18 protein-coding genes and 2 tRNA genes are annotated in these 20668 nt (G+C 39.3%); 11 read left to right on the forward strand and 9 right to left on the reverse strand.

What is annotated here, in order from left to right:
* Positions 1 to 117 precede the first annotated feature (117 nt).
* Together J0A69_RS22115 and J0A69_RS22120 are read left to right on the forward strand one after the other, a co-directional pair.
* A complete protein-coding gene (locus J0A69_RS22115) occupies positions 118 to 1773 on the forward strand; it encodes a S41 family peptidase (protein ID WP_206588815.1) in 1656 nt (551 codons plus the stop codon).
* Between the two features lie 142 nt (positions 1774 to 1915).
* Complete coding sequence (locus J0A69_RS22120; RefSeq protein WP_236033084.1) at positions 1916 to 2350, forward strand: VOC family protein; 435 nt, start codon at positions 1916 to 1918, stop codon at positions 2348 to 2350.
* Positions 2351 to 2401: 51 nt separating this feature from the next.
* Here J0A69_RS22120 and J0A69_RS22125 read toward each other — a convergent pair whose 3' ends face one another.
* Positions 2402 to 4360: a M1 family metallopeptidase gene (locus J0A69_RS22125; protein WP_206588816.1), complete on the reverse strand. Its 1959-nt coding sequence runs from the start codon at positions 4358 to 4360 to the stop codon at positions 2402 to 2404.
* A 159-nt stretch (positions 4361 to 4519) separates the two neighbouring features.
* Between J0A69_RS22125 and J0A69_RS22130 the strand changes: the two genes are divergently transcribed.
* Complete coding sequence (locus tag J0A69_RS22130) at positions 4520 to 6346, forward strand: TonB-dependent receptor plug domain-containing protein (RefSeq protein WP_206588817.1); 1827 nt, start codon at positions 4520 to 4522, stop codon at positions 6344 to 6346.
* A gap of 506 nt (positions 6347 to 6852) precedes the next feature.
* Here the strand turns inward: J0A69_RS22130 and J0A69_RS22135 are convergent.
* From J0A69_RS22135 to J0A69_RS22150, 4 genes are all read right to left on the reverse strand, one after another.
* Positions 6853 to 6927, reverse strand: a tRNA-Val gene (locus tag J0A69_RS22135).
* A 45-nt stretch (positions 6928 to 6972) separates the two neighbouring features.
* Positions 6973 to 7047, reverse strand: a tRNA-Val gene (locus J0A69_RS22140).
* A 156-nt stretch (positions 7048 to 7203) separates the two neighbouring features.
* Complete coding sequence (gene amaB, locus J0A69_RS22145) at positions 7204 to 8748, reverse strand: L-piperidine-6-carboxylate dehydrogenase (protein WP_206588818.1); 1545 nt, start codon at positions 8746 to 8748, stop codon at positions 7204 to 7206.
* Positions 8749 to 8817: 69 nt separating this feature from the next.
* Positions 8818 to 9852, reverse strand: coding sequence for a DUF4421 domain-containing protein (locus J0A69_RS22150; protein WP_206588819.1), 1035 nt, complete (start codon positions 9850 to 9852; stop codon positions 8818 to 8820).
* Positions 9853 to 10157: 305 nt separating this feature from the next.
* Between J0A69_RS22150 and J0A69_RS22155 the strand changes: the two genes are divergently transcribed.
* A complete protein-coding gene (locus J0A69_RS22155) occupies positions 10158 to 10949 on the forward strand; it encodes a glycosyltransferase family 2 protein (RefSeq protein ID WP_206588820.1) in 792 nt (263 codons plus the stop codon).
* On the opposite strand, the gene J0A69_RS22160 is transcribed toward J0A69_RS22155, so the two are convergent.
* Both J0A69_RS22160 and J0A69_RS22165 read right to left on the reverse strand, forming a co-directional pair.
* Entirely contained in the window at positions 10946 to 11656 is a 711-nt protein-coding gene (locus J0A69_RS22160; RefSeq protein WP_206588821.1) for a glycosyltransferase family 2 protein, read from the reverse strand. The genes J0A69_RS22155 and J0A69_RS22160 overlap by 4 nt on opposite strands.
* Before the next feature lie 90 nt (positions 11657 to 11746).
* A complete protein-coding gene (locus J0A69_RS22165) occupies positions 11747 to 12949 on the reverse strand; it encodes a pyridoxal phosphate-dependent aminotransferase (protein WP_206588822.1) in 1203 nt (400 codons plus the stop codon).
* Between the two features lie 135 nt (positions 12950 to 13084).
* Between J0A69_RS22165 and J0A69_RS22170 the strand changes: the two genes are divergently transcribed.
* On the forward strand, positions 13085 to 13930 hold the full coding sequence (locus tag J0A69_RS22170) for a toxin-antitoxin system YwqK family antitoxin (protein WP_206588823.1): 846 nt from the start codon (positions 13085 to 13087) through the stop codon (positions 13928 to 13930).
* Between the two features lie 4 nt (positions 13931 to 13934).
* Here the strand turns inward: J0A69_RS22170 and J0A69_RS22175 are convergent, their stop codons facing one another.
* A complete protein-coding gene (locus J0A69_RS22175; RefSeq protein WP_394369899.1) occupies positions 13935 to 14420 on the reverse strand; it encodes a YSC84-related protein in 486 nt (161 codons plus the stop codon).
* A gap of 72 nt (positions 14421 to 14492) precedes the next feature.
* Positions 14493 to 14849 (reverse strand): YraN family protein, encoded by a 357-nt coding sequence (locus tag J0A69_RS22180; RefSeq protein ID WP_206588825.1) that lies wholly within the window; start codon positions 14847 to 14849, stop codon positions 14493 to 14495.
* A gap of 81 nt (positions 14850 to 14930) precedes the next feature.
* On the opposite strand from J0A69_RS22180, the gene lipB reads away from it, so the two are divergent.
* The 6 genes from lipB to J0A69_RS22210 are packed head-to-tail and all read left to right on the forward strand — an operon-like array spanning position 14931 to position 20656.
* Positions 14931 to 15641, forward strand: a complete 711-nt coding sequence (gene lipB, locus J0A69_RS22185; protein ID WP_206588826.1) for a lipoyl(octanoyl) transferase LipB — start codon at positions 14931 to 14933, stop codon at positions 15639 to 15641.
* Positions 15642 to 15652: 11 nt separating this feature from the next.
* Positions 15653 to 16054 (forward strand): hypothetical protein, encoded by a 402-nt coding sequence (locus J0A69_RS22190; RefSeq protein ID WP_206588827.1) that lies wholly within the window; start codon positions 15653 to 15655, stop codon positions 16052 to 16054.
* Positions 16055 to 16064: 10 nt separating this feature from the next.
* Positions 16065 to 16814, forward strand: a complete 750-nt coding sequence (locus J0A69_RS22195; RefSeq protein WP_206588828.1) for a 3'-5' exonuclease — start codon at positions 16065 to 16067, stop codon at positions 16812 to 16814.
* Between the two features lie 54 nt (positions 16815 to 16868).
* Positions 16869 to 19076 (forward strand): ribonuclease R, encoded by a 2208-nt coding sequence (gene rnr / locus J0A69_RS22200; RefSeq protein WP_206588829.1) that lies wholly within the window; start codon positions 16869 to 16871, stop codon positions 19074 to 19076.
* Positions 19039 to 20025, forward strand: a complete 987-nt coding sequence (locus J0A69_RS22205; protein WP_206588830.1) for a polyprenyl synthetase family protein — start codon at positions 19039 to 19041, stop codon at positions 20023 to 20025. The genes rnr and J0A69_RS22205 overlap by 38 nt, the downstream gene beginning before the upstream one ends.
* Before the next feature lies 1 nt (position 20026).
* A complete protein-coding gene (locus J0A69_RS22210) occupies positions 20027 to 20656 on the forward strand; it encodes a rhomboid family intramembrane serine protease (RefSeq protein WP_206588831.1) in 630 nt (209 codons plus the stop codon).
* Positions 20657 to 20668: the final 12 nt, after the last annotated feature.

Raw genomic sequence — 20668 nt, forward strand, 5'->3', positions numbered from 1 at the left:
GATCATTATCGTACCCCCTCGTATAAACATTCGTTAACTTTATAAAAAGTGACTTTAAAACACTGGCGAATTGTGCTAGTTTACATGATTAGAATAAAATTTTAGAAAGGCAAAGACGTGAGCGATACAAAAAACACGAAGGCACAAATACGACTACCTATCATTTTGGCACTGGCTATTTCAGCTGGTATCTGGATAGGAGCCACATTTGCAGAGCCCAAAAGTAACCAAAACGACCTGCGAGCTGCACTTTACAAGCTTCAGGAAATTATGACCTATATCAACAGAGACTACGTTGACAGTGTCAATACAAACGAACTTGTAGAATACGGCATCACCAAGATGCTTGAAAACTTAGATCCACACTCGAGTTACATTCCAGCGAGAGATGCTTCTTTGGCACAATCCCAATTGGACGGTGAGTTTGACGGAATCGGAGTTGAATTTGGCATCATCAGAGATACCATCTATGTGGTAGCTCCATTGACCGGAGGCCCTTCAGAAGCACTTGGCATTCAATCTGGTGATCAAATCATTGCCGTTGACGGTAAAACTGTAGCTGGAATCGGCGTAACAAACAGAGATGTTTTTGATTTACTGAGAGGTCCAAAAGGATCTAAAGTGATGGTGGATATCAAAAGAAAAAATCAAAGTGATTTGATCACTTACGAAATTACCAGAGATAAAATCCCGCAATACAGTATCAATGCTTCCTACATGGTTAATAATGAAATCGGTTATATCAAAGTAACCCGATTTGCTGCGACCACTTATGATGAGTTCAGAACTTCTATTGAGGATCTGAAGTCCAAGGGCATGAAAAAACTAATTGTTGACCTTCAGGGAAATCCGGGAGGATATATGGGAGCTGCTATCAATATGGCGGATGAACTCCTAGGTCAAAGAGCTTTGATCGTATCTCAAGAAGGTAAAGTAGATCAATACAGCCAAAAAGCATTCGCATTTAAGCCAGGATTGTTTGAAGAAGGTCCTGTTATCGTTTTGATCAATGAAGGAAGTGCTTCTGCTTCAGAAATTTTAGCTGGAGCAATCCAAGATAACGACAGAGGATTGATCGTGGGTAGAAGATCTTTCGGTAAAGGTTTGGTACAGTTGCCAATCGACCTTTCCGATGGTGGCGAACTTAGATTGACCATTGCGAGATATTACACTCCAAGCGGCAGATCTATTCAAAAGCCTTATGGCACCGACTATGAGGATTATGAAAGAGATTTCAGTAAGCGATTTGAGCATGGAGAATTTTTCTCTGCTGATAGCATCAAATTCAATGACAGTCTAAAATATGAAACCTCAAAAGGAAGAACTGTTTATGGAGGTGGTGGAATCATGCCAGATTACTTTGTGCCGCTTGACACCACGATGAGCAGTGCTTATGTGAACAGACTATTCAATTCTGATTCCAACAGAGAATTTGTTTTGGAATATGCTAATGCAAATAAGGACAAATTTGCCGACATGCCTGTGGAGGAATACCGAGACAAATTTGAAGTGAGCGACGCGATGCTTCAGGATTTGGTAGCTGTAGGTGAGAAAAACAATGTCAAATTTGACAAAGCTGATTTTGACCAGTCAAAGGATTATTTGAAAATCCTTGTAAAGGCGCATCTAGGACGTCAGCTCTATGATGACAGCGCTTTCTACATGGTAGTCAATGACATCAATGAGGTTTATGTTCAGGCTTTAAAGCTATTCGATCAAGCGGAGCAAATTGCAGCAGCAAAAGATCTAAGTGAAGTAGCTATGAAGGAATAATCGAATAAATAATCATATTCATGAGCAACTCTAACGGGTTGCTCTTTTTTTATATCAAAAAATCCTTTCAAACATTTCTTAAAAACCTGACATTGGAAATCCTAAAGAGAAATTTACCCTAAAGCACTAAATCCAAAATAGAATGAAATACCTACTTAGCTTCCTATTATTCGCAGGAGTCATGATACAATCAAAAGCACAGATTAAAGTCAATCATATAGCAGTCCATGTATCGGATCTGGAAACGAGTAAAAAGTTTTATGAATCCATCGTGGGATTAAAAGAGATTGATGAACCATTTAAAGATGGTCTCCACGCTTGGTATGATATCGGTGGAGGTGCAGCACTTCATATCATTGAGGCCCCGAATGTCCCCACACAAATATCAAAAGTAAACCATCTCTGCTTTAGCATGAAAGACATGGATTCTTTCATCAAAACGCTTCAGGATACAAATTACCCATTTGAAAGTTGGCCAGGAGAAAAAGGAAAGGTAACCATTCGAGTAGATGGGATCCGACAGATTTATATTCAGGATCCTGATGGAATGTGGCTTGAGATCAATGATGACTATTAATCGAAATAGCAAAAGAAAAGCCCGGAATTGAATTTTCCGGGCTTTTCGTTTTTAGTTATCGTAGATCACTTGTGGCCAGCTGTCATTCCCAACATTGATATCAGGAAGAATTTTATCCGGATCCAAAACAAGTCCTTTGATCTTCTTTTCAGTTTTGATCACGTGGTTCCAAACATCTCCTCGCTGCCAAATTTCCACCGGAAGCGTGAATCTTTCTTTGGTATCATCCTCATAAGTCACTTCATAAACTACAGGCATTGGCATATCTCCTTTATTGGCTACGCTTAACAAATAATTCCCAGCATATGGAAAAACTCCATTGACCGCCAAGTCAATATTTCCATTGCCATAGAACCATCCCTGCCAGAACCAAGAAAGGTTTTCACCTCCGACATTTTCCATGTGGTTGAAGAAATCTGAAGGTTGTGGATGCTTGTAAGCCCAGGTTTTGATATAGGATTTGAAAGCATTATCAAATCTCTCGGGGCCTAGGATGTATTCACGAAGCAAAATCAAACCAATTGCGGGTTTGTTATATGCCACCATTCCCAGGTTTGAGGTATTAACTACATCTGGATAATTATCGATTCCTTCCCTTCCTTCATTGGTAAAATAACTCACAGACCTTCTTGTCTGCTGTAACCTGGAAGGATATTCACCCTCATTAAATGCCAACGTGCTGTAATGGTTAATGAATGTATTAAAGCCTTCATCCATCCAAGCATATCTTCTTTCGTTCGTTCCTACAATCATTGGAAACCAGTTGTGTCCAAATTCATGATCGGTTACCCCCCAAAGACCCGCGCCTTTTGAGTTGTAATGGCAGAAGTTCAATCCAGGATATTCCATCCCACCGATTTCAGCAGCCACATTTGTAGCTGTAGAGTAAGGGAATTCAAACCAAGTTTTGGAATAGTATTCAATAGAAGCTTTGGAATATTCTGTTGATCTCGACCAAGCTTCTTGGCCATCAGATTCTCTCGGATAAACTGATTGAGCCAAAATTTTCTTTCCGCTAGGAAGGTTGATTCTGGCAGCATCCCAAATAAATGATTTGGAAGAAGCAAACGCAATGTCTCTGCTATTCTCAATGCTGAAATGCCAAGTCACAGTACCTTCTTGCTTTGGTCGAGTCAATTCAGTTTTACCAACTTCTTCAGGAGAGATCAAATAAACAGTTTCGTCACTTTCTTTTGCTTTCGCGTAGCGATCCTGAAGCTCCTTGCTCAATACCTCTTTAGGGTTCATCAATTCGCCTGAACCCACTACGATGTGATTATAAGGAACTGTGATTTTGTAGTCAAAATTTCCATACTCCAAGTAAAACTCACCTGCTCCCAAATAGGGCTCCACATTCCATCCTTCAATCTGGTCAAAAACGGCAGCTTTTGGATACCATTGTGCCAAAGCATAGATAGTCCCATCTTCTACTTCTAGTCTTCCCATTCTATCCATCCCTTTTTGAGGGATTTTGAAAGAGAAATTCATGGAAATAGTCGCTTTTCCACCTTTGGCAGGAATTGGTTCTGCGAACCAAACTTGCATACGTGTATCAGAAATGATGTGCTTTCCTGAAACAGCACCCTTTGAACCAACTTTCGCTTCCAGATTGCTAATTTCAAATCCACCGTCAACATCTCCATTGTAGCGATTGCCTTGAATCGGAGTGGTTAAAGTTCCTCTGGAATCTTCCGTAAAACGGTTTTGCTCCAATTGCATCCAGATAAAATCAAGCTGCTCCGGACTGTTATTGGTATAAGTCATGGTCACCTTACCGGTCAAAGTATGCGCCTGATCATCTAAAGTGGCTTCAATCTGATAGTCGGCGGCATTTTGCCAATAGCCAACTCCAGGCTTGCCTGAGGCAGTTCTCGAGTAGGTACCTTTTCGGTCCATAAATTCCCCGAATTCCTTTTGATTGTTTTCTTTTACTTCTTGGGCGATTGATTTGGTCACTTCTGCAAAACCAAGTCCTGCCAGCAGAAGCGATAGTATAATTTTTCTTTTCATGCTAGTGTTAAATAATAGGCGTCTAAATTAATGATATCATTCGGTACTTCCAGTTTGTTTTATGGCTGAGTTTCTTCATTAACTAATTTTCACAGAAAATTCAAAGTTGGAATTCGACTTTTTTCGCCTGTTCTTTGGGTTGGTTTTTCAAAAATTCATATGAAAAAAGTACTCTTATGCATGGTGGGTTTTGGACTAATTTCCAGTCTTAAAGCTCAAAATGACACCACAACCCAAAAACTTGACGAGGTAATTATTCAAGAAAACAGGATTCAAATCCCATTTTCCAAACAAAGTAGAAACATCACCTTGGTGGACAAACAAGACATTGAAACTACCCCAGCCAGGAGTTTACAGGAGATCTTGTCCTTCGTCCCTGGAGTAGATGTGAGACAAAGAGGTGTAACCGGTGTACAGGCGGATATTGGCATCCGAGGAGGTTCTTTTGCCCAAACCTTGATGCTTTTGAACGGCATTAAATTAACTGATCCGCAGACAGGACATCATATGATGAATATCCCTGTTCCACTGGTCAATGTGGATAGAGTTGAAGTACTGAAAGGTCCTGGCTCGAGAATTTTCGGTCAAAATGCATACGCTGGTGCTATCAATGTCATTACTTCTTTGAATGATGAAAAGTACCTGAGATTCCAAGGCTATGCAGGTGATTTTGGAATGAAAGGGGTCAATTTCGCAGGTTCCTTGCCGGCGGGGAAATACAGGCAAAATCTAGCTTTGTCATATGATGATTCCAATGGCTATCAATACAACTCAGATTACAAAGTCAGCAATGTTTTCTACGAAGGTGGAATAGATCTTAATGACCAAAACTCACTCAGAGGAATGATCGCCTATACTGACCGTACTTTTGGTGCAAATGGTTTTTACACCAGTGCCTTCCCAGACCAGTGGGAAAGTATCCAGACAACTTTGGCATCATTAAGTCATAAATTAAGCTTATCTAATTTCTACCTCAACACCAGAACTTACTACAGGCATAATGCTGATGAATATCGCTTAAGACGAAATGAACCTGAGTTCTACCAAAACAACCATACCTCTGAAGTTTTTGCTTTGGAAGCAAATGGGAACTTTAAAAGCTCACTAGGGACTACTGGATTTGGTTTGGAAACCAGAAAGGAATCACTGGAAAGCAATAACCTTGGAAATCGAGAAAGAAATCTCAGTGGTATTTTTCTGGAGCATTTTATAAACCTAGGATCAAAAGTTGACCTAAGAGGCGGGATTTATTCCAATTTCAATTCTGATTATGGATGGAAGCATTTCCCAGGAGCGGAAGTTGGTTTCCAGGCAAGTGAAGCTTTGCGTTTTTACTCTGGGTACGGGGTAAGTTATCGAATCCCAAGCTTTACAGATTTATACTATGTAGGTCCAACTAACATCGGAAATGATCAGTTAGAGCCGGAAGAAGCTCAAAACTTTGAAATCGGAGCCAAATGGGCAAAAGCAGGATTTAGGGGTGAATTGGTTTATTTCCTGAGAAATACCGACAACCTGATTGAATGGACAAGGCCAGATGAAAACACGCCTTGGCAACCTCAAAACTTCAATGAAGTAAAGTTCAATGGAATTGAGGCCTCGTTATTTTACAGAGTAAATCCAAGCGGAAATACTGTTCAGGTAAAGGAATTTAGTTTCTCCTACAATTACATCAATGCTGATTTAGTCCAGCAACCTGGAGTAGAAACACGCTATGCTTTGACAGCTTTAAAGAATCAAGTGATTGGAGGAGTTTTGGTTGGTGTAGGTAAAAAGATCGAGTGGAATACTAAAATGCGATATGTAGAGCGAATGAACCAAGATCCCTATTTTGTATTGGATATGAGGGCGGACTACAATCGTCTTGGAAAGATCGGCTTCTTTGCTGAGGCTTCCAATCTAACGAATGAGGAGTATATAGAAGCAGCAACGATCCAAATGCCTGGGAGATGGTTCCGAGCTGGATTTATGTTGAATATTCAATAATAAAAAAGAGGAGCTGAAAATTCAGCTCCTCTTTTTTTCTTCTTTTTATAAATATCAAAAAGTCTTCTGAACAGGTCATAAAACAAAAAATCCCGAGAGTATCGGGATTAAATGTGGGAGTTGAGGGTCCCGATAGCTATCGAGGACGAACCCCTATTCAAATGATCGAGGAATAATTATGACTTGATAAAGTACTTTTAAACCTTAATCTATCCTCTTAAACTTCATAATGAATGTGATTCCCAGAAAATGGAGCCCAGCATATTCTAAGCTTTAAAACAAAAAATCCCGACAGGATCGGGATTAAATGTGGGAGTTGAGGGTCCCGATAGCTATCGAGGACGAACCCCTATTCAAATGATCGAGGAATAATTATGACTTTATAAAGTACTTTTAAACCTTAATCTATCATCTTAAACTTCATAATGAATGTGATTTCCAGAAAATGGAGCCTAGTATTCTTTAAGCTTGAAAATAAAAAATCCCGACAGGATCGGGATTAAATGTGGGAGTTGAGGGATTCGAACCCCCGACCCTCTGCTTGTAAGGCAGATGCTCTGAACCAACTGAGCTAAACTCCCAAAATGTTAGGAAAAAGATCTTCGCTTTTGAAGATGAAATAAACGTGGGAGTTGAGGGATTCGAACCCCCGACCCTCTGCTTGTAAGGCAGATGCTCTGAACCAACTGAGCTAAACTCCCAATCTTTAATTCCTTTCCTTCCGAAAGGGAATGCAAAGGTAATTTCTATTTTGAATTACCCAAACATTTTCTCTTTCAAAAAATATAATCAACTGAAAATGAGAAGGAATATTTTAAAAAAATCTCATCTCATTTTCAGTAAATAAGCCAACCTAATTATATATCAAATTTAATCCCTTGAGCCAAAGGCAAATTCGAGCTGTAGTTGATCGTATTTGTTTGTCTTCGCATATAGGCTTTCCAAGCATCGGAGCCTGATTCTCTTCCTCCACCGGTTTCTTTTTCACCTCCAAAAGCTCCACCAATCTCTGCTCCTGAAGTCCCTATATTTACATTGGCAATTCCGCAATCAGAACCAGCTACCGAGAGGAATGCCTCTGCTTCACGCATATTCAAAGTCATAATTGCAGAAGACAAGCCTTGAGGCACTCCATTCTGAATCGCGATTGCTTCTTCGATCGTATTATATTTCAATAAATATAAGATCGGAGCAAATGTCTCATGCTGGACAATTTCAAAGTGATTTTCCGCTTCATAGATCGCAGGCTTTACATAGCATCCAGACTCAAACCCTTCTCCTTCCAAAACTCCTCCTTCCACTACAGCCTTTCCTCCTGAAGACTTGACTTTGGAAATAGCTTCCAAATACATTATAACAGCATCTTGATCGATGACTGGGCCGACATGATTTTTTTCATCAAGCGGATTTCCAATTACCAATTTGGAGTAAGCATTTGCTAATCGAGTTTTCACTTCTTCATAAACCTTAGAATGAATTATCAATCTTCGTGTTGAAGTACATCTTTGACCGGCCGTACCGACAGCTCCAAACAAAGCTCCACGGATTGCCATGTCCATATCAGCATTTTCGGTAATGATGATGGCATTATTCCCTCCTAATTCCAATAAGGATCTTCCAAGCCTTCCTCCCACTGCTTGCCCAACAAGTTTACCCATGCGAGTTGAACCAGTAGCTGAAACCAATGGGATCCTACTATCATGAGACATCAACTCTCCTACCTTGTAATCTCCAATTATCAAGGAACAAATACCTTCTGGCATCCCATGTTTTTCAAATACTTTTGCTGCAATTTTTTGGCAAGCAATACCTGACAAAGGAGCTTTCTCAGAAGGTTTCCAAAGACACACGTCTCCACAAACCCATGCTAATGCTGCATTCCATGACCAAACTGCCACTGGAAAATTAAATGCGGAGATTATTCCCACAATTCCAAGCGGGTGCCACTGCTCATACATCCTGTGTCCTGGGCGTTCGGAATGCATGGTCAATCCATAAAGCTGCCGAGAAAGTCCAACTGCAAAATCACAGATATCAATCATTTCCTGAACCTCTCCTAAACCTTCCTGATAGGATTTTCCCATTTCGTAAGAAACTAATTTTCCTAAATCAGATTTTACTTCTCTTAGGGCATTGCCGATTTCTCTGACAATTTCACCTCGCTGAGGTGCAGGAACAGACCTCCACTTCTCAAATGCAATAGAAGCTTGACTTATTATTGCTTCATAGCTCTCTTGATTTCCAACTTGGACTTTTGCGATTAAACTTCCATCAGCTGGAGAATAAGAGGCAATGGATTCCTCCTTGGTTTCGATCCAAGTATTTCCTGTTGAGGATCCTAAATTTTCGGCTTTGATACCTAAAATTTCAAGTGATTTCTTGATTCCGAATTGATCAGTCATGATTTGGGTTGTTTTCTTTTAGCTTTTCAAAGCTAAAAATATTTGAAAGATTGCTTTTGCAATCAAATTTTAATTCTTTTTGAACAAACGAGTCGGATTGATTTTGGCAAAAAAGCGTTCAAATTTTGGCCCTACGCTGATTTTATAAACCAAATTGACTCTGTAGTTACCCGTATTAACCGAATGAAGATAATTTTCATTCCTTACAAGGTTAGAGTTTTTGTACACGTAATTCACATTGACTGAGAAATGTCTGCTATTGAATCCAGCAAAGCCTCTCAAAAAGTAAGTGGGAATGACTCCCCATTTGGTAATCATATCCTGATTTTGCCATTCTGTAAAGCCTCCGCTTAAATTTACAGAAGCCACACCTGTAAGAAAAAAGCCTCCTCCAAAAACCAATGTGCCTGCTAATCCCGCATTTGGTCCAGCCAAGAAATAACGAGATTTATCAAAATTCATTCCTTGGTTCATGAGTTCAAAAGACGGAATCAGGAGCGAATCACCTTTGACCGAACCACCGTAGGCCTCAAAACCAATAAAAGGAGAAAAAGCTGACTTTTTTTGGATACTTGCCTGATTAAATGATGAGGCGAGCGATAGTCGCTCCCCATTGAAAAGGTAATTGGCATTAAGTCCAATGGTCACCAATTTCATGTCCTCTCTAAGGTATTTCTCATCCGAATTTGCCAGGTATTCAGGATCGATGGTATATCCTGTATAAAATTGCCCAAGAAAATCTATGATCCATTTTTGGGGATAAGCATGAACCTGAAGGTCCCAATATTTTGGCCAATCCTTTTGTCTATCCGGATTTAAAAAACCAATTGGGCCTGCAATGTTTAAAGTAAAATTCTGATAGGTAAAACCAAGCCCAATATTGAGTCCTGAATTTGGTTCATATCGGAATTGATTTCCACCATTAGGCAGGTTTATTTTCAAATCGGTGAATTTATGAGAAAGGTACATTCTCATTCCCATCACTTCAGGATGAACCTCTATGTAACTAGTGTCAAATTTTGATTTTTCGCCTTGAGCATTTGCTTGAAATAGAAAAAACAAAACAAAAAAAACAGAAACTGAATATTTAATCAATTGGGGCATGCTGGTGAATTATCTCTAAAAGTTCTATTAAAATTTGGTCAAAAAAAAATCCGGACTTTCATCCGGATTTTTGAAAACTGATAGAGTTCGAAAAATGAATCCTATTCGAATTCAAAGTCTTAAAAAATCAAATAATAGAGAAAAGTTGTTTAATCACCGTTATAAATTTATCACATCCATTTAATTAAACAAATTATTGTTTGGATTTTTTCAGTTTATTCGGATTAAAAAAGGCTTAATTGCTGAATTATAGAACAAATTAAAAAACAACATTTTTTAAAAAGAGAAGCTCGTAAATTGCAGCCATGAATCAAGCTACTCCTTTGGTCACCATTATTATTCCTTGTTACAACCAAGCTCAATATCTAGAGGAAACAGTTTTATCTGCCTTAGACTCGGATTATTCACCTTTAGAGGTGATCATAATTAATGATGGTTCGACTGATGAAAGTCCTGAAATAGCCCAGAGACTAGCTGAAAATCACGATAAGGTTTCCTATATCAGCCAGAAAAATCAAGGAGTTGGCATCGCCAGAAATACAGGAATAAAAGCGTCTTCAGGAAAATATATTTTGCCTTTAGACGGAGATGATCTAATCTCTAAAGATTATATAAAAAAGGCTGTTGAGGTACTGGAAAAGGATGAAAATGTAAAAGTAGTTTATTGCCAAGGTGTCAAATTTGATGAAAATGGAGAGAAGTTCTGGAAGCTAAAACCTTTCAGCAGAAATGCTTTGGCGAGAGACAATATGATTTTTGTCTCAGGGATTTACAGAAGGGCTGATTGGGAAAGAATAGGTGGATATGCAGAGGATTATAATTTAGGTAGAGCCGACTGGGAATTTTGGATCAACATGCTGAAAGATGGAGGTGATGTGGTGCAATTGCCTTTCATTGGGTTCTATTATCGTCTTACGGGAAATACTAATAGTTTGAGAAAAAGAACTGGAGGTGACGAAGCCAAAAGAAAAAGAATCGCCTACCTCAATAAAAAGTATCCTGACTTTTTTGAAAGAGAATTAAACGGACCATTGAGATTTCAACGCACCTGGTCTAAACCCTACAACACACTTTTGAAATTTTTTGGAAAACTTTAGATTTTGTCTAAACCCTTCCAGAACTTCAGGAAATAGTATTTAAGCGGATTGGTGTATTTTAATTGTTTCCAAGGACGGCTTGCATGAGGTCTATGCCAAACCGGCGCATTCATTAAGACAAAATTCTCAAAACCCAATTCTATCGCCTTCTTAGAAATAAAGGTGTCATACCAGTCTTTGGCCTCATCCAACTCAATAAAATCAAAAGCCTGAAGAAAGGGTAAAGAAAATAAGGTGCAGCAAAAACTTAAGCTTCTTTGGGTGGAAATAATCTGTTCCTTGACTCCTTTGAACTTCAAATAAGGAAAGTTCACCACGCCTCTTTCATCAACTGTCACCGAACCAACCAGCCCGGAATTTAAATGAGCCTTTTGATAATTTAAAAGAGTCGAAATAGTATCCTTCTTCACTACAACATCAGATTCCACCACCAAAACCGGGATACCTTTTTCCAATCCCATTTTTTGGGACATCTGCAAAACCAGTTTGTAATTAGGAGAAGGATGATCAGTCAAATCCTCGATATGGATTAAATCATACCCAATACTTGCTCGATTCTCTTCTAATTTTTGCTTGGTTTCTTCCGAACTAAAATCATTAAAAATCACATGATGAACTTTTACATCTGAATCAGCGATTGCACGGGCTGTGTCCAAGGTGGTTTCAATGGAATTCTTGACGGGTGTGATTACAATTACTTCGGCCATAAAAAAGATTTGCCCAAAATTAAGCCTTTCCGACAAGGCAAAAAAATAACCCTGAATTTCTCCAGGGTTATTCCATTTATTTTTGATTCCTTAGGCAAGTTCGCCCAAAGCCTTTTTCAATCTAGCTAATGCTTCTTTCAATTCTTCCTCAGAAGCTGCGTAAGATAAACGTACGCAAGATGGGGCTCCAAAAGCTGCTCCTGTAACCAAAGAAACATTGGCCACTTCCAATAAATATAGACAAAGGTCATCTGCATTATTGATGGTATGTCCATGCGCTGACTTGCCAAAGAATGCTGTTACGTCTGGAAAGAAGTAAAATGCACCTTCAGGTACGTGAGTTTTGATTCCTGGGATTTCTTTCAACAAGCCCATAACCAATTCTCTTCTTTTAAAATACGCCTCAGCCATTTCTTTGGAAGGTGTTTGATCACCAGAAATACCTGCCAAAGCTGCTCTCTGGGCGATTCCTGTACCTCCTGAGGTAAACTGACCTTGGATTTTCTCCACAGCTTTTGCCATAAATAAAGGAGCACAGATATATCCAACTCTCCATCCTGTCATAGCATATCCTTTAGAGAAACCATTGACAGTAATTGTTCTTTCGAACATACCTGGGAATGAGGCAATGCTATAATTTCTTCCGACAAAATTGATCAATTCATAAATCTCATCGGCAATCACCATGATATTTTCATGCTTCAATACCACTGCAGCAATTGCTTCCAATTCTTCTTTGCTGAAAACTGATCCGGTAGGATTACATGGGGAAGAATAGATAACTCCTTTTGTTTTTGGGGTAATAGCTGCCTCTAATTGAGCTGCAGTTGCTTTAAAATTATTTTCTAATGTGCCTTCGATCAAAACAGGTACACCACCAGCCAACTTGATGATTTCTGCATAGCTTACCCAGTAAGGAGAAAAAATCACAACTTCATCTCCTTCATTGATCATACACATGAAGATATTTGCAATAGAATGCTTCGCTCCGGTGGAAACAACGATGTTTTCAGCCTTAGCCTGAGTGATTTCATTTTCCTCTCTTAGCTTCTTGGCGATAGCCTCTCTTAAGTCTTGATATCCAGCCACAGGAGGATACGAAAAGTATTTACCCTCATCGATCGCGTCTTTGGCAGCTTCTTGAATATGCTTAGGTGTTTTAAAGTCAGGCTCACCGAGGCTCAATCCAATGATGTCAATGCCTTGTGTTTTCAGCTCTCTGGCTTTTTTTGCCATTGCCAGCGTCGCTGATTCTTCCATACTGATAATCCGATCTGATAGAATAGAATTCATTATTTTCTGTGGTTTATTCAAAATCCCCCAAAAATAGAGAGAAGATTATAAAATCTAAACAATTGTCTGGTTTTGATATTGAAATGTTATTTTTGAAATAAAATACACGGGAGGAAATTCCGTTTTTAGCATACAATGAACAAGTTTTCTTTTTTTCTCTTATTCATCCTTTTCATCAGCAAAGTTGCGATTGCTCAAAAATCCGAATCCAAATCAAACGTGGACCCGGATTCATCTGGAGTAGTGAATACTTCATTGCTACCGACTACTGTCCCATTGTTGCTTTTTGATGACTCAAAAGAAAAAGAAGAGAAAAAGGAAAAGAAGAAGAAAGCCCGTAAAAACATCTGGTTTGGAATCAAAACCAGAAGAGGCTATGCCAAGCGTAGCATCCGAGGCCAGGAGATTTATGAGTATTTCAATTATACCGAAGAAAGCAAAAAGCCGGATCCTTACATCCGCGATGTTTATTGGTTTGATACGCAAGACAGAAGTATCAAAACCAGTGGCTACGAAGAAGGAAAGGGGTATTTGTTACATGGCCCTTACGAAAGAGTAATAAATGAGACAGTGGTAGAAAGTGGAATGTTCTTCTACGGCACTAAGCATAAAACCTGGATGCTTTTTGATGCTCAAAATATACTTCAGGATAAAAACCATTTTACGGAAGGATGGCCCAGAGAATCACGGATTTCCTATTACGACACAAAATCAATTGAAGAAATCGTACCTGTTCAGTATGGCCTGGAGGAAGGAAATTATTTTTATTTCTACGATGACAAGCAGGTTGCTGTAACTGGAGAATATCAATATGGAGAAAAAGTAGGTTTATGGACGGAATACTGGGATACCGGAAATACCAAAGCTGTCCGAAAAAGAGAAATCCAGTATCAAGAAGAGGCATATACAAAAAATTTCCGTCCTTACATTCGTGCTGAATGGGATAAGGACGGAAACTTAGTGTACAGAAAAGAAATGTAAATCCTTATTTCGCTCGGTATTTAAACTGCTGTCCTCCTACAGAAGCTTCATACATCAAGCCTCCTTTGGTGCGCGTAAAAACAGCAACTCCATCGACATATTCTGCATTCAAAGAAGCTCCAGAGGCTGCTGCAACCGCTGACACCTGAGCTGCCATTTCAATTTTGTTTTCTTTGAATCGATCAAATTCTTCTTCTGATTCAAAAAACACCACTTCGCTGTAAGCTTGTCCACCAGCTTGAAAACCGATTGTGACCTGAGTCATTCGAGCAAATCCAATAAATTCACCTTTTTCATAAGCAACTCCATTCCCTGCTGCTCCTCCTACTCCAAGACCACCTTTACCTACATTTGGCAATATGATATAGGCATAAGAATTATCGAAAAAGCTTTGCATGTCAGGATCATCCTCTAAAAATGCTGCTTTTGCATCTTCACTGTCCTCAATAATTCTTTGGTCTTTTTTGGCATCTTGGGCATAAGTCAGTATCGCGACTAAAGCGAACATCCAAGTGAAAATAATTTTTTTCATAGTTTTAAAATAGGGTGGTAAATAATAGTATTAATAAAAGGCGTCTTCAAAATGCTTGAAATTGATAGCGCCGGTTTTGTTCCTGTAAACGCCTACAATGTCAAAACGGATATCAGAATTCCAGTTTTTTTCATAAATATATTGATCTGCAGCTTTAATGATGAGCTTCCTTTTGGTATAGTCCACAAATTCCTCAGCGAAGCCGAAACCTGTTCCGGATCGGAACTTAACTTCTACAAAAACGAGTAACTTTTTATGGGTGAGAATTAAATCAATTTCGGCATAGCCATGCCTATAGTTCTTTTCCAAAAGTTCGTAGCCTTTTTCTATCAACCATTGTGCTGCGAGTTCTTCAGCTAGTCGACCTTGATCATTATGCTCAGCCATCTTGAATAATTGCTTAATTTTGAAAAATAGTAGAACGGAACGCCCAAAAAAAGGGTTGATGAAAAACCCTACAGGCATCAGATGAACGAAATTATTAATAAAAAAGTAGAATTCCGAGATCTAGGAAAAATGGACTACCAAGAGGCTTGGGATTTTCAGGAGTCGGTATTTTCCAAAATTGTTTCCAAGAAGATAAAAAACAGAAATCTTCCTGTCGAAGCACGGGAACCTACTGAAAACTACGTCTTCTTTGTAGAGCACCCACATGTATATACCTTGGGAAAAAGCGGAAAAGAAGATCATCTTTTGCTTGACGAACATGGTCTTGAATCCAATCAGGCTACTTTTTATAAAATCAACAGAGGCGGGGATATTACTTATCATGGTCCCGGCCAATTGGTAGGATATCCAATATTAGACCTGGACAATTTTTTTACGGATATTCACAAATACCTGCGTTTGCTTGAAGAGGCGATTATCCGAACGCTTGCAGACTACGATGTAGAAGCAGGAAGAATTGAAGGTTTAACAGGGGTCTGGATTGATCATATCGAACAGAAAAACCCTCGGAAAATATGTGCCATGGGTGTGAAATCCAGTCGATGGGTGACCATGCATGGATTTGCTTTCAATATCAACCCAGACCTGAGTTATTTTGGCCATATCATCCCCTGCGGGATAGATGATAAAGCTGTTACTTCCTTAAAGCAGGAATTAGGCAAAGAAATCGACCTAAACGAAGTCAAAGAAAAATTAAAAAATCATCTCGTGACACTTTTCGAGATGGAATAGATCTGTTATTCATGAAGAAAGACATTGAATTTCACCCTGTCACAGGAGTAAAATTAGCCATTGCCAAAGAGGAAAAACCCACCGGAATAGAGTGGGGAGTCTATATCATCAACCTCAATTTAATTGAGTTGAATACGGTCATGATCACCTCTAAGGGTTATGGCCTTTTGAATGGAGAAAAAAGGCAAACTTCTACCCTTCGTCACATGATCAAAGAATTAGGAGCGCAAGCCATGGCGAAAATCGAACCTATTGACCCGGCGGTATTTTCCTTGACCAATGAATTCTGGGTAAGTTATTACATCCTCGACCAGATTTTTGATAAAAAGTTTATCTTTACTCCAGGCAGTTTTGATCCTGCCCTCTTCCAAATGATTCCTGAATTGGGTTTGGAGGGGATACTTCACGGATAAATCAGATTAAATGGCCAATTTTTTAGATCAATTAGGAGACATTCTTTTTTTGGACATTGAAACAGCTTCACTGACCGAAAAATTTGAGGACCTTGCCCCAAGGTTGCAGGATGAGTGGACCAAAAAAGAAAAAATTATTCAAAGTGATCATGGAAAAATTGAGCCTGGTGCATTGTACTTTGACAAAGCAGGTATTTATGCTGAGTTTGGGCAGGTGATCTGTGTGGGAGTAGGATATTTCCAGTGGAAAAAGAAGGATAAAAAACTTGTATTTAGATCTAAAGTTTTTGCTGATCCAGATGAAAGGGAACTTCTTTTATCATTAAATACTTTACTAGGAAAGAAAAAATGGATTCTTTGTGCACACAATGGAAAAGAATTTGATTTTCCTTTTTTATGCAGAAGAATGCTGGTACAAGGTGTGGAGCTTCCCGAACCTTTGCAAATCGCAGGCAAAAAACCATGGGAACTCCGGCATTTAGACACCTTGGAACTTTGGAAGTTCGGAGATTACAAACATTACACCCGATTAGAACTTTTAGCCGCAGTTTTCGGAATCCCCACTTCCAAAGATGACCTTGATGGCAGTCAGGTCAACACCACTTTTCACTTAGAAAAAGATATTAACCGAATCAAAAAGTATTGTCAGAAAGACGTTGAAGTAACTGCCCGCGTTTATCTGGCCATGCACCCTCAACTCGACGAAATGGAGATTGAGCTGGTGCACTTAGAAGATTCACCAAAAGATCATAAAGATTAATGCAAAAAGACATGCAAATCTTTATACATTGGATTAACACAACAACCCCGACAAATGGGAAGAAAATCAGACAGAAAAAATTCAAATAAGAATAAAAACAAAAAAGGTCACAGCAACGATGCTGCTAATTTGACCAGAAGAATACTTCAATTTTTAGACTCAAATTACGGCGAGGAATTCAACTCCAAACAAATCATAAAGAAGCTGGAAATTCGTGACTCCCTCAGTAAGGGAGGAGTGGAACCGATTCTTTCCAAACTTTTGGCAAGCGGCCATGTATCCAAAAATCCTCGGAACTACTATTCATCCACGAAAGATCCAAGCTTTATCATCGGAACCGTTGACTTTGTCAATCCGAGATTTGCTTTTGTGATCCCAGACGATCCTACAGAAAATGACGGGGATATTTTAGTCAAAGAAGCTGACTTGAAACAAGCTTTGGATGGGGATAAAGTGAGAGTAATGGTCAATCCTCTGAAAGGGAAATTTGGAAAATCAGAAGGTAGAGTACTGGAGGTAATTGAAAGAGACCGCGATGAATTCGTGGGACGAGTAGAAATATCACCTCGTTTTGCTTTTGTGGTTCCGGATTTCAAAAAAATGCACAAAGACATTTTTGTGCATCGAGGAGATTTATTGGGAGCTGAGCATAACCAAAAGGTTATCATCAAGCTGACCGAATGGAGAGAGGGAGATAAAAACCCTACAGGTAAGGTAATTCGAGTTTTAGGTCAGGCAGGCTTACATGAGGTAGAAATTCACTCAATCATGGCTGAATTCGGTCTACCATTTGAATATCCTGAAGCTCCTGATGCAGAAGCAAATGCCATTTCAGACAAGATTACAGCGAAAGAAATCAAAGCAAGGAAGGATTTCAGAGGAATTCCAACTTTTACGATTGACCCTGCCGATGCCAAAGATTTTGATGATGCCATTTCCTATCAGGTCTTGCCAAATGGCAATCTGGAAGTTGGGGTACATATTGCTGATGTCACTCACTACGTACAGCCTAAAACAGCTTTAGAAAAAGAAGCTTACAACAGAGCAACTTCGGTTTATCTTGTAGATCGTACGATCCCCATGTTGCCGGAAAGGCTCAGCAATGGCTTGTGTTCACTCAGACCAAATGAAGATAAATTAACGTTTTCCTGCGTTTTTGAATTAGACATAGAAGCAAATGTCATCAAACATTGGATCGGCAGAACTGCCATCCATTCAGACAGGAGATTTGCCTACGAAGAAGCACAGGAAAATATCGATAATCAATCCGGTGATTTTTTTGAAGAGCTAACCATCCTGAATAACCTTGCTAAGAAAATACGGAAAAAGAGATTTGACCATGGCGCTGTAAATTTTGAAACAGTAGAGGTGAAATTCAAGTTGGATGAAAAAGGCACTCCACTTGGCCTTATGGTCAAGGAGAGGAAAGACATCCATAAGCTCATTGAGGAATTTATGCTACTTGCCAACAAATATGTGGCAGAATTTATTTTCAAAAAGAATAAAGGAAATGACACCTTTGTGTACAGAACGCACGACTCTCCAGACATGGATCGATTAGATACCTTTTCTGGTTTTGCAAAGCGATTTGGACATGAGTTTGATATCGAAAATGAACGAAAGATATCTGAAGCCCTGAACAAGCTTATGGATGAAATCCAAGGCAAGCCAGAACAGAATGTATTGGAGCAATTAGCCATCAGAAGTATGGCTAAGGCAAAATATACCACCGAGCCAAAAGGGCATTTCGGTTTGGCTTTTGCACATTACACCCATTTCACTTCTCCGATCAGAAGATATCCGGATATGATGGTTCATCGGCTTTTGGACCATTACCTACAAGGAGGCAAATCTCCAGATGCTGAAGAATGGGAACAAAAATGCGTTCATTCTTCCGAAAGGGAAAAAAGAGCTGCCGATGCTGAAAGAGCTTCTATTAAGTACAAGCAGGTGGAATTCATGTCTTTGGCAGAGGTCAAAGATTACGATGGAATCGTGAGTGGAGTGACCGAATGGGGCGTATTTGTAGAAATCACTGAAACCAAGTGTGAGGGGATGATTCGAGTGCAGGATATGGAGGATGATTACTACGAGTTTGACCAGAAAAATATGCGATTGGTGGGATCGAAAACAAAAAAAATGATCACTTTGGGCGACAAAGTGAAGGTCAGAGTAGTTAATACCGATATTGACCGACGAACGATAGATTTGGAATTTGCAGACAATGACAATAAAAAGCCACGCGCCCGCGCTTTTAGATAAATTAGAAGATTACATTCAATCTCAAAATTTCGGGGAATCACCCCGTGAACTTTACGAACCTTTACATTACATCCTTAGCTTGGGGGGAAAGAGAATCCGACCTCTCTTGAGTTTGCTGGCTTATGGGATGTATGCTGAAAATCCCGAAAAGATTATAAGTCAAGCGGCTGCTGTTGAGGTATTTCACAATTTCACCCTTATGCATGATGACATCATGGACCAAGCTCCTCTCAGGAGAGGAAAAGCAACGGTTCATGAAAAATGGAATGCAAACATTGCCATTCTTTCAGGAGATGTGATGCTGGTTCAGGCATATGAGATGCTTTTGGAGACGGATGCTAAATCACTACATGAAGTATTGAGATTGTTTAATAAAACTGCAGCTGAAGTCTGTGAAGGACAGCAATTCGATATGAATTTCGAAAGTCTTCCCAGCGTCACAGAATCTGAGTACATCAACATGATCCGTCTGAAAACTGCGGTTTTGTTGGGCTGTGCTCTCAAACTGGGAGCGATACTAGGAGGGGCTTCAACTTCAGAAGCACAAAAGTTGTATGATTTCGGAGTGAATGTGGGAATTGGATTCCAGTTGAAAGATGATCTACTGGATGTCTATGCAGATCAAGCAAAATTTGGCAAGCAAGTCGGCGGAGATATCATCTCAAACAAAAAAACATTTCTGTTGATCAAAGCAATTGAACTGGCCAAAGGAGAATCTCAAGAAGAGTTGAAAAAATGGCTGGTGGCTGAAAGCTTTGAAAAAGAAGAAAAAGTCAATGCAGTTAAGGCTATTTATGAAAAACTTGGAATCAAGAAATTGGCAGAAGAAAAAATGAATAGCTATTTCAAAGCGGGCTTTGACCAATTAGAAGGAATTGCTTTTCAGCATGAATCTTATTTCCAGGAACTCAAACAAATCACCCAGGACTTAATCCACCGGGAAAAATAAGATGACCCTATCCATTACCACAGTCCTGATCGGAATCACAGCAATCCTAAGTATCCTTGGATTTAATAAACCTGATTTCTTAAACCGCTGGATGTTTATTCCATACCTGATTAAAAATCGGGGCCAATGGGATAGATTCATTACCTCAGGATTTATCCACAAGGATTATGTTCATTTACTGTTCAACATGTTTACCTTCTATTTCTTTGGAGGTTTTGTAGAGCAGTTTTTGGCATACAAGTTTGGGACACTGATCGGTGGAGTAATCTTTGTGATTTTCTACCTTCTAGGAATTGTTCTTTCTGACATTCCTACTTATTTAAAAAATCAGGATAATAGTTACTATCGAGCTCTTGGTGCGTCAGGAGGAACCTCTGCTACTGTCTTTGCCAGTATCATCATCATGCCGCTTTCAGACATTTGTCTTTTCGGGATTCTTTGCCTCCCTGGATTTATTCTAGGTGTGCTGTTTTTGATTTATTCCTATGTAAAAGGAAAAAATGGGGACGACGCAATCAATCACGATGCGCATCTATATGGAGCCATATTTGGAATTATTTTCATCTTGGTTATTTCCCCGGATAGTGCGGTCACCTTTTTTGATCAAATCAAATCCTACAAACCATTTTAATAAAAAAAAGCT

Source organism: Algoriphagus pacificus (assembly GCF_017254845.1).
Taxonomy (GTDB): Bacteria; Bacteroidota; Bacteroidia; order Cytophagales; family Cyclobacteriaceae; genus Algoriphagus; species Algoriphagus pacificus.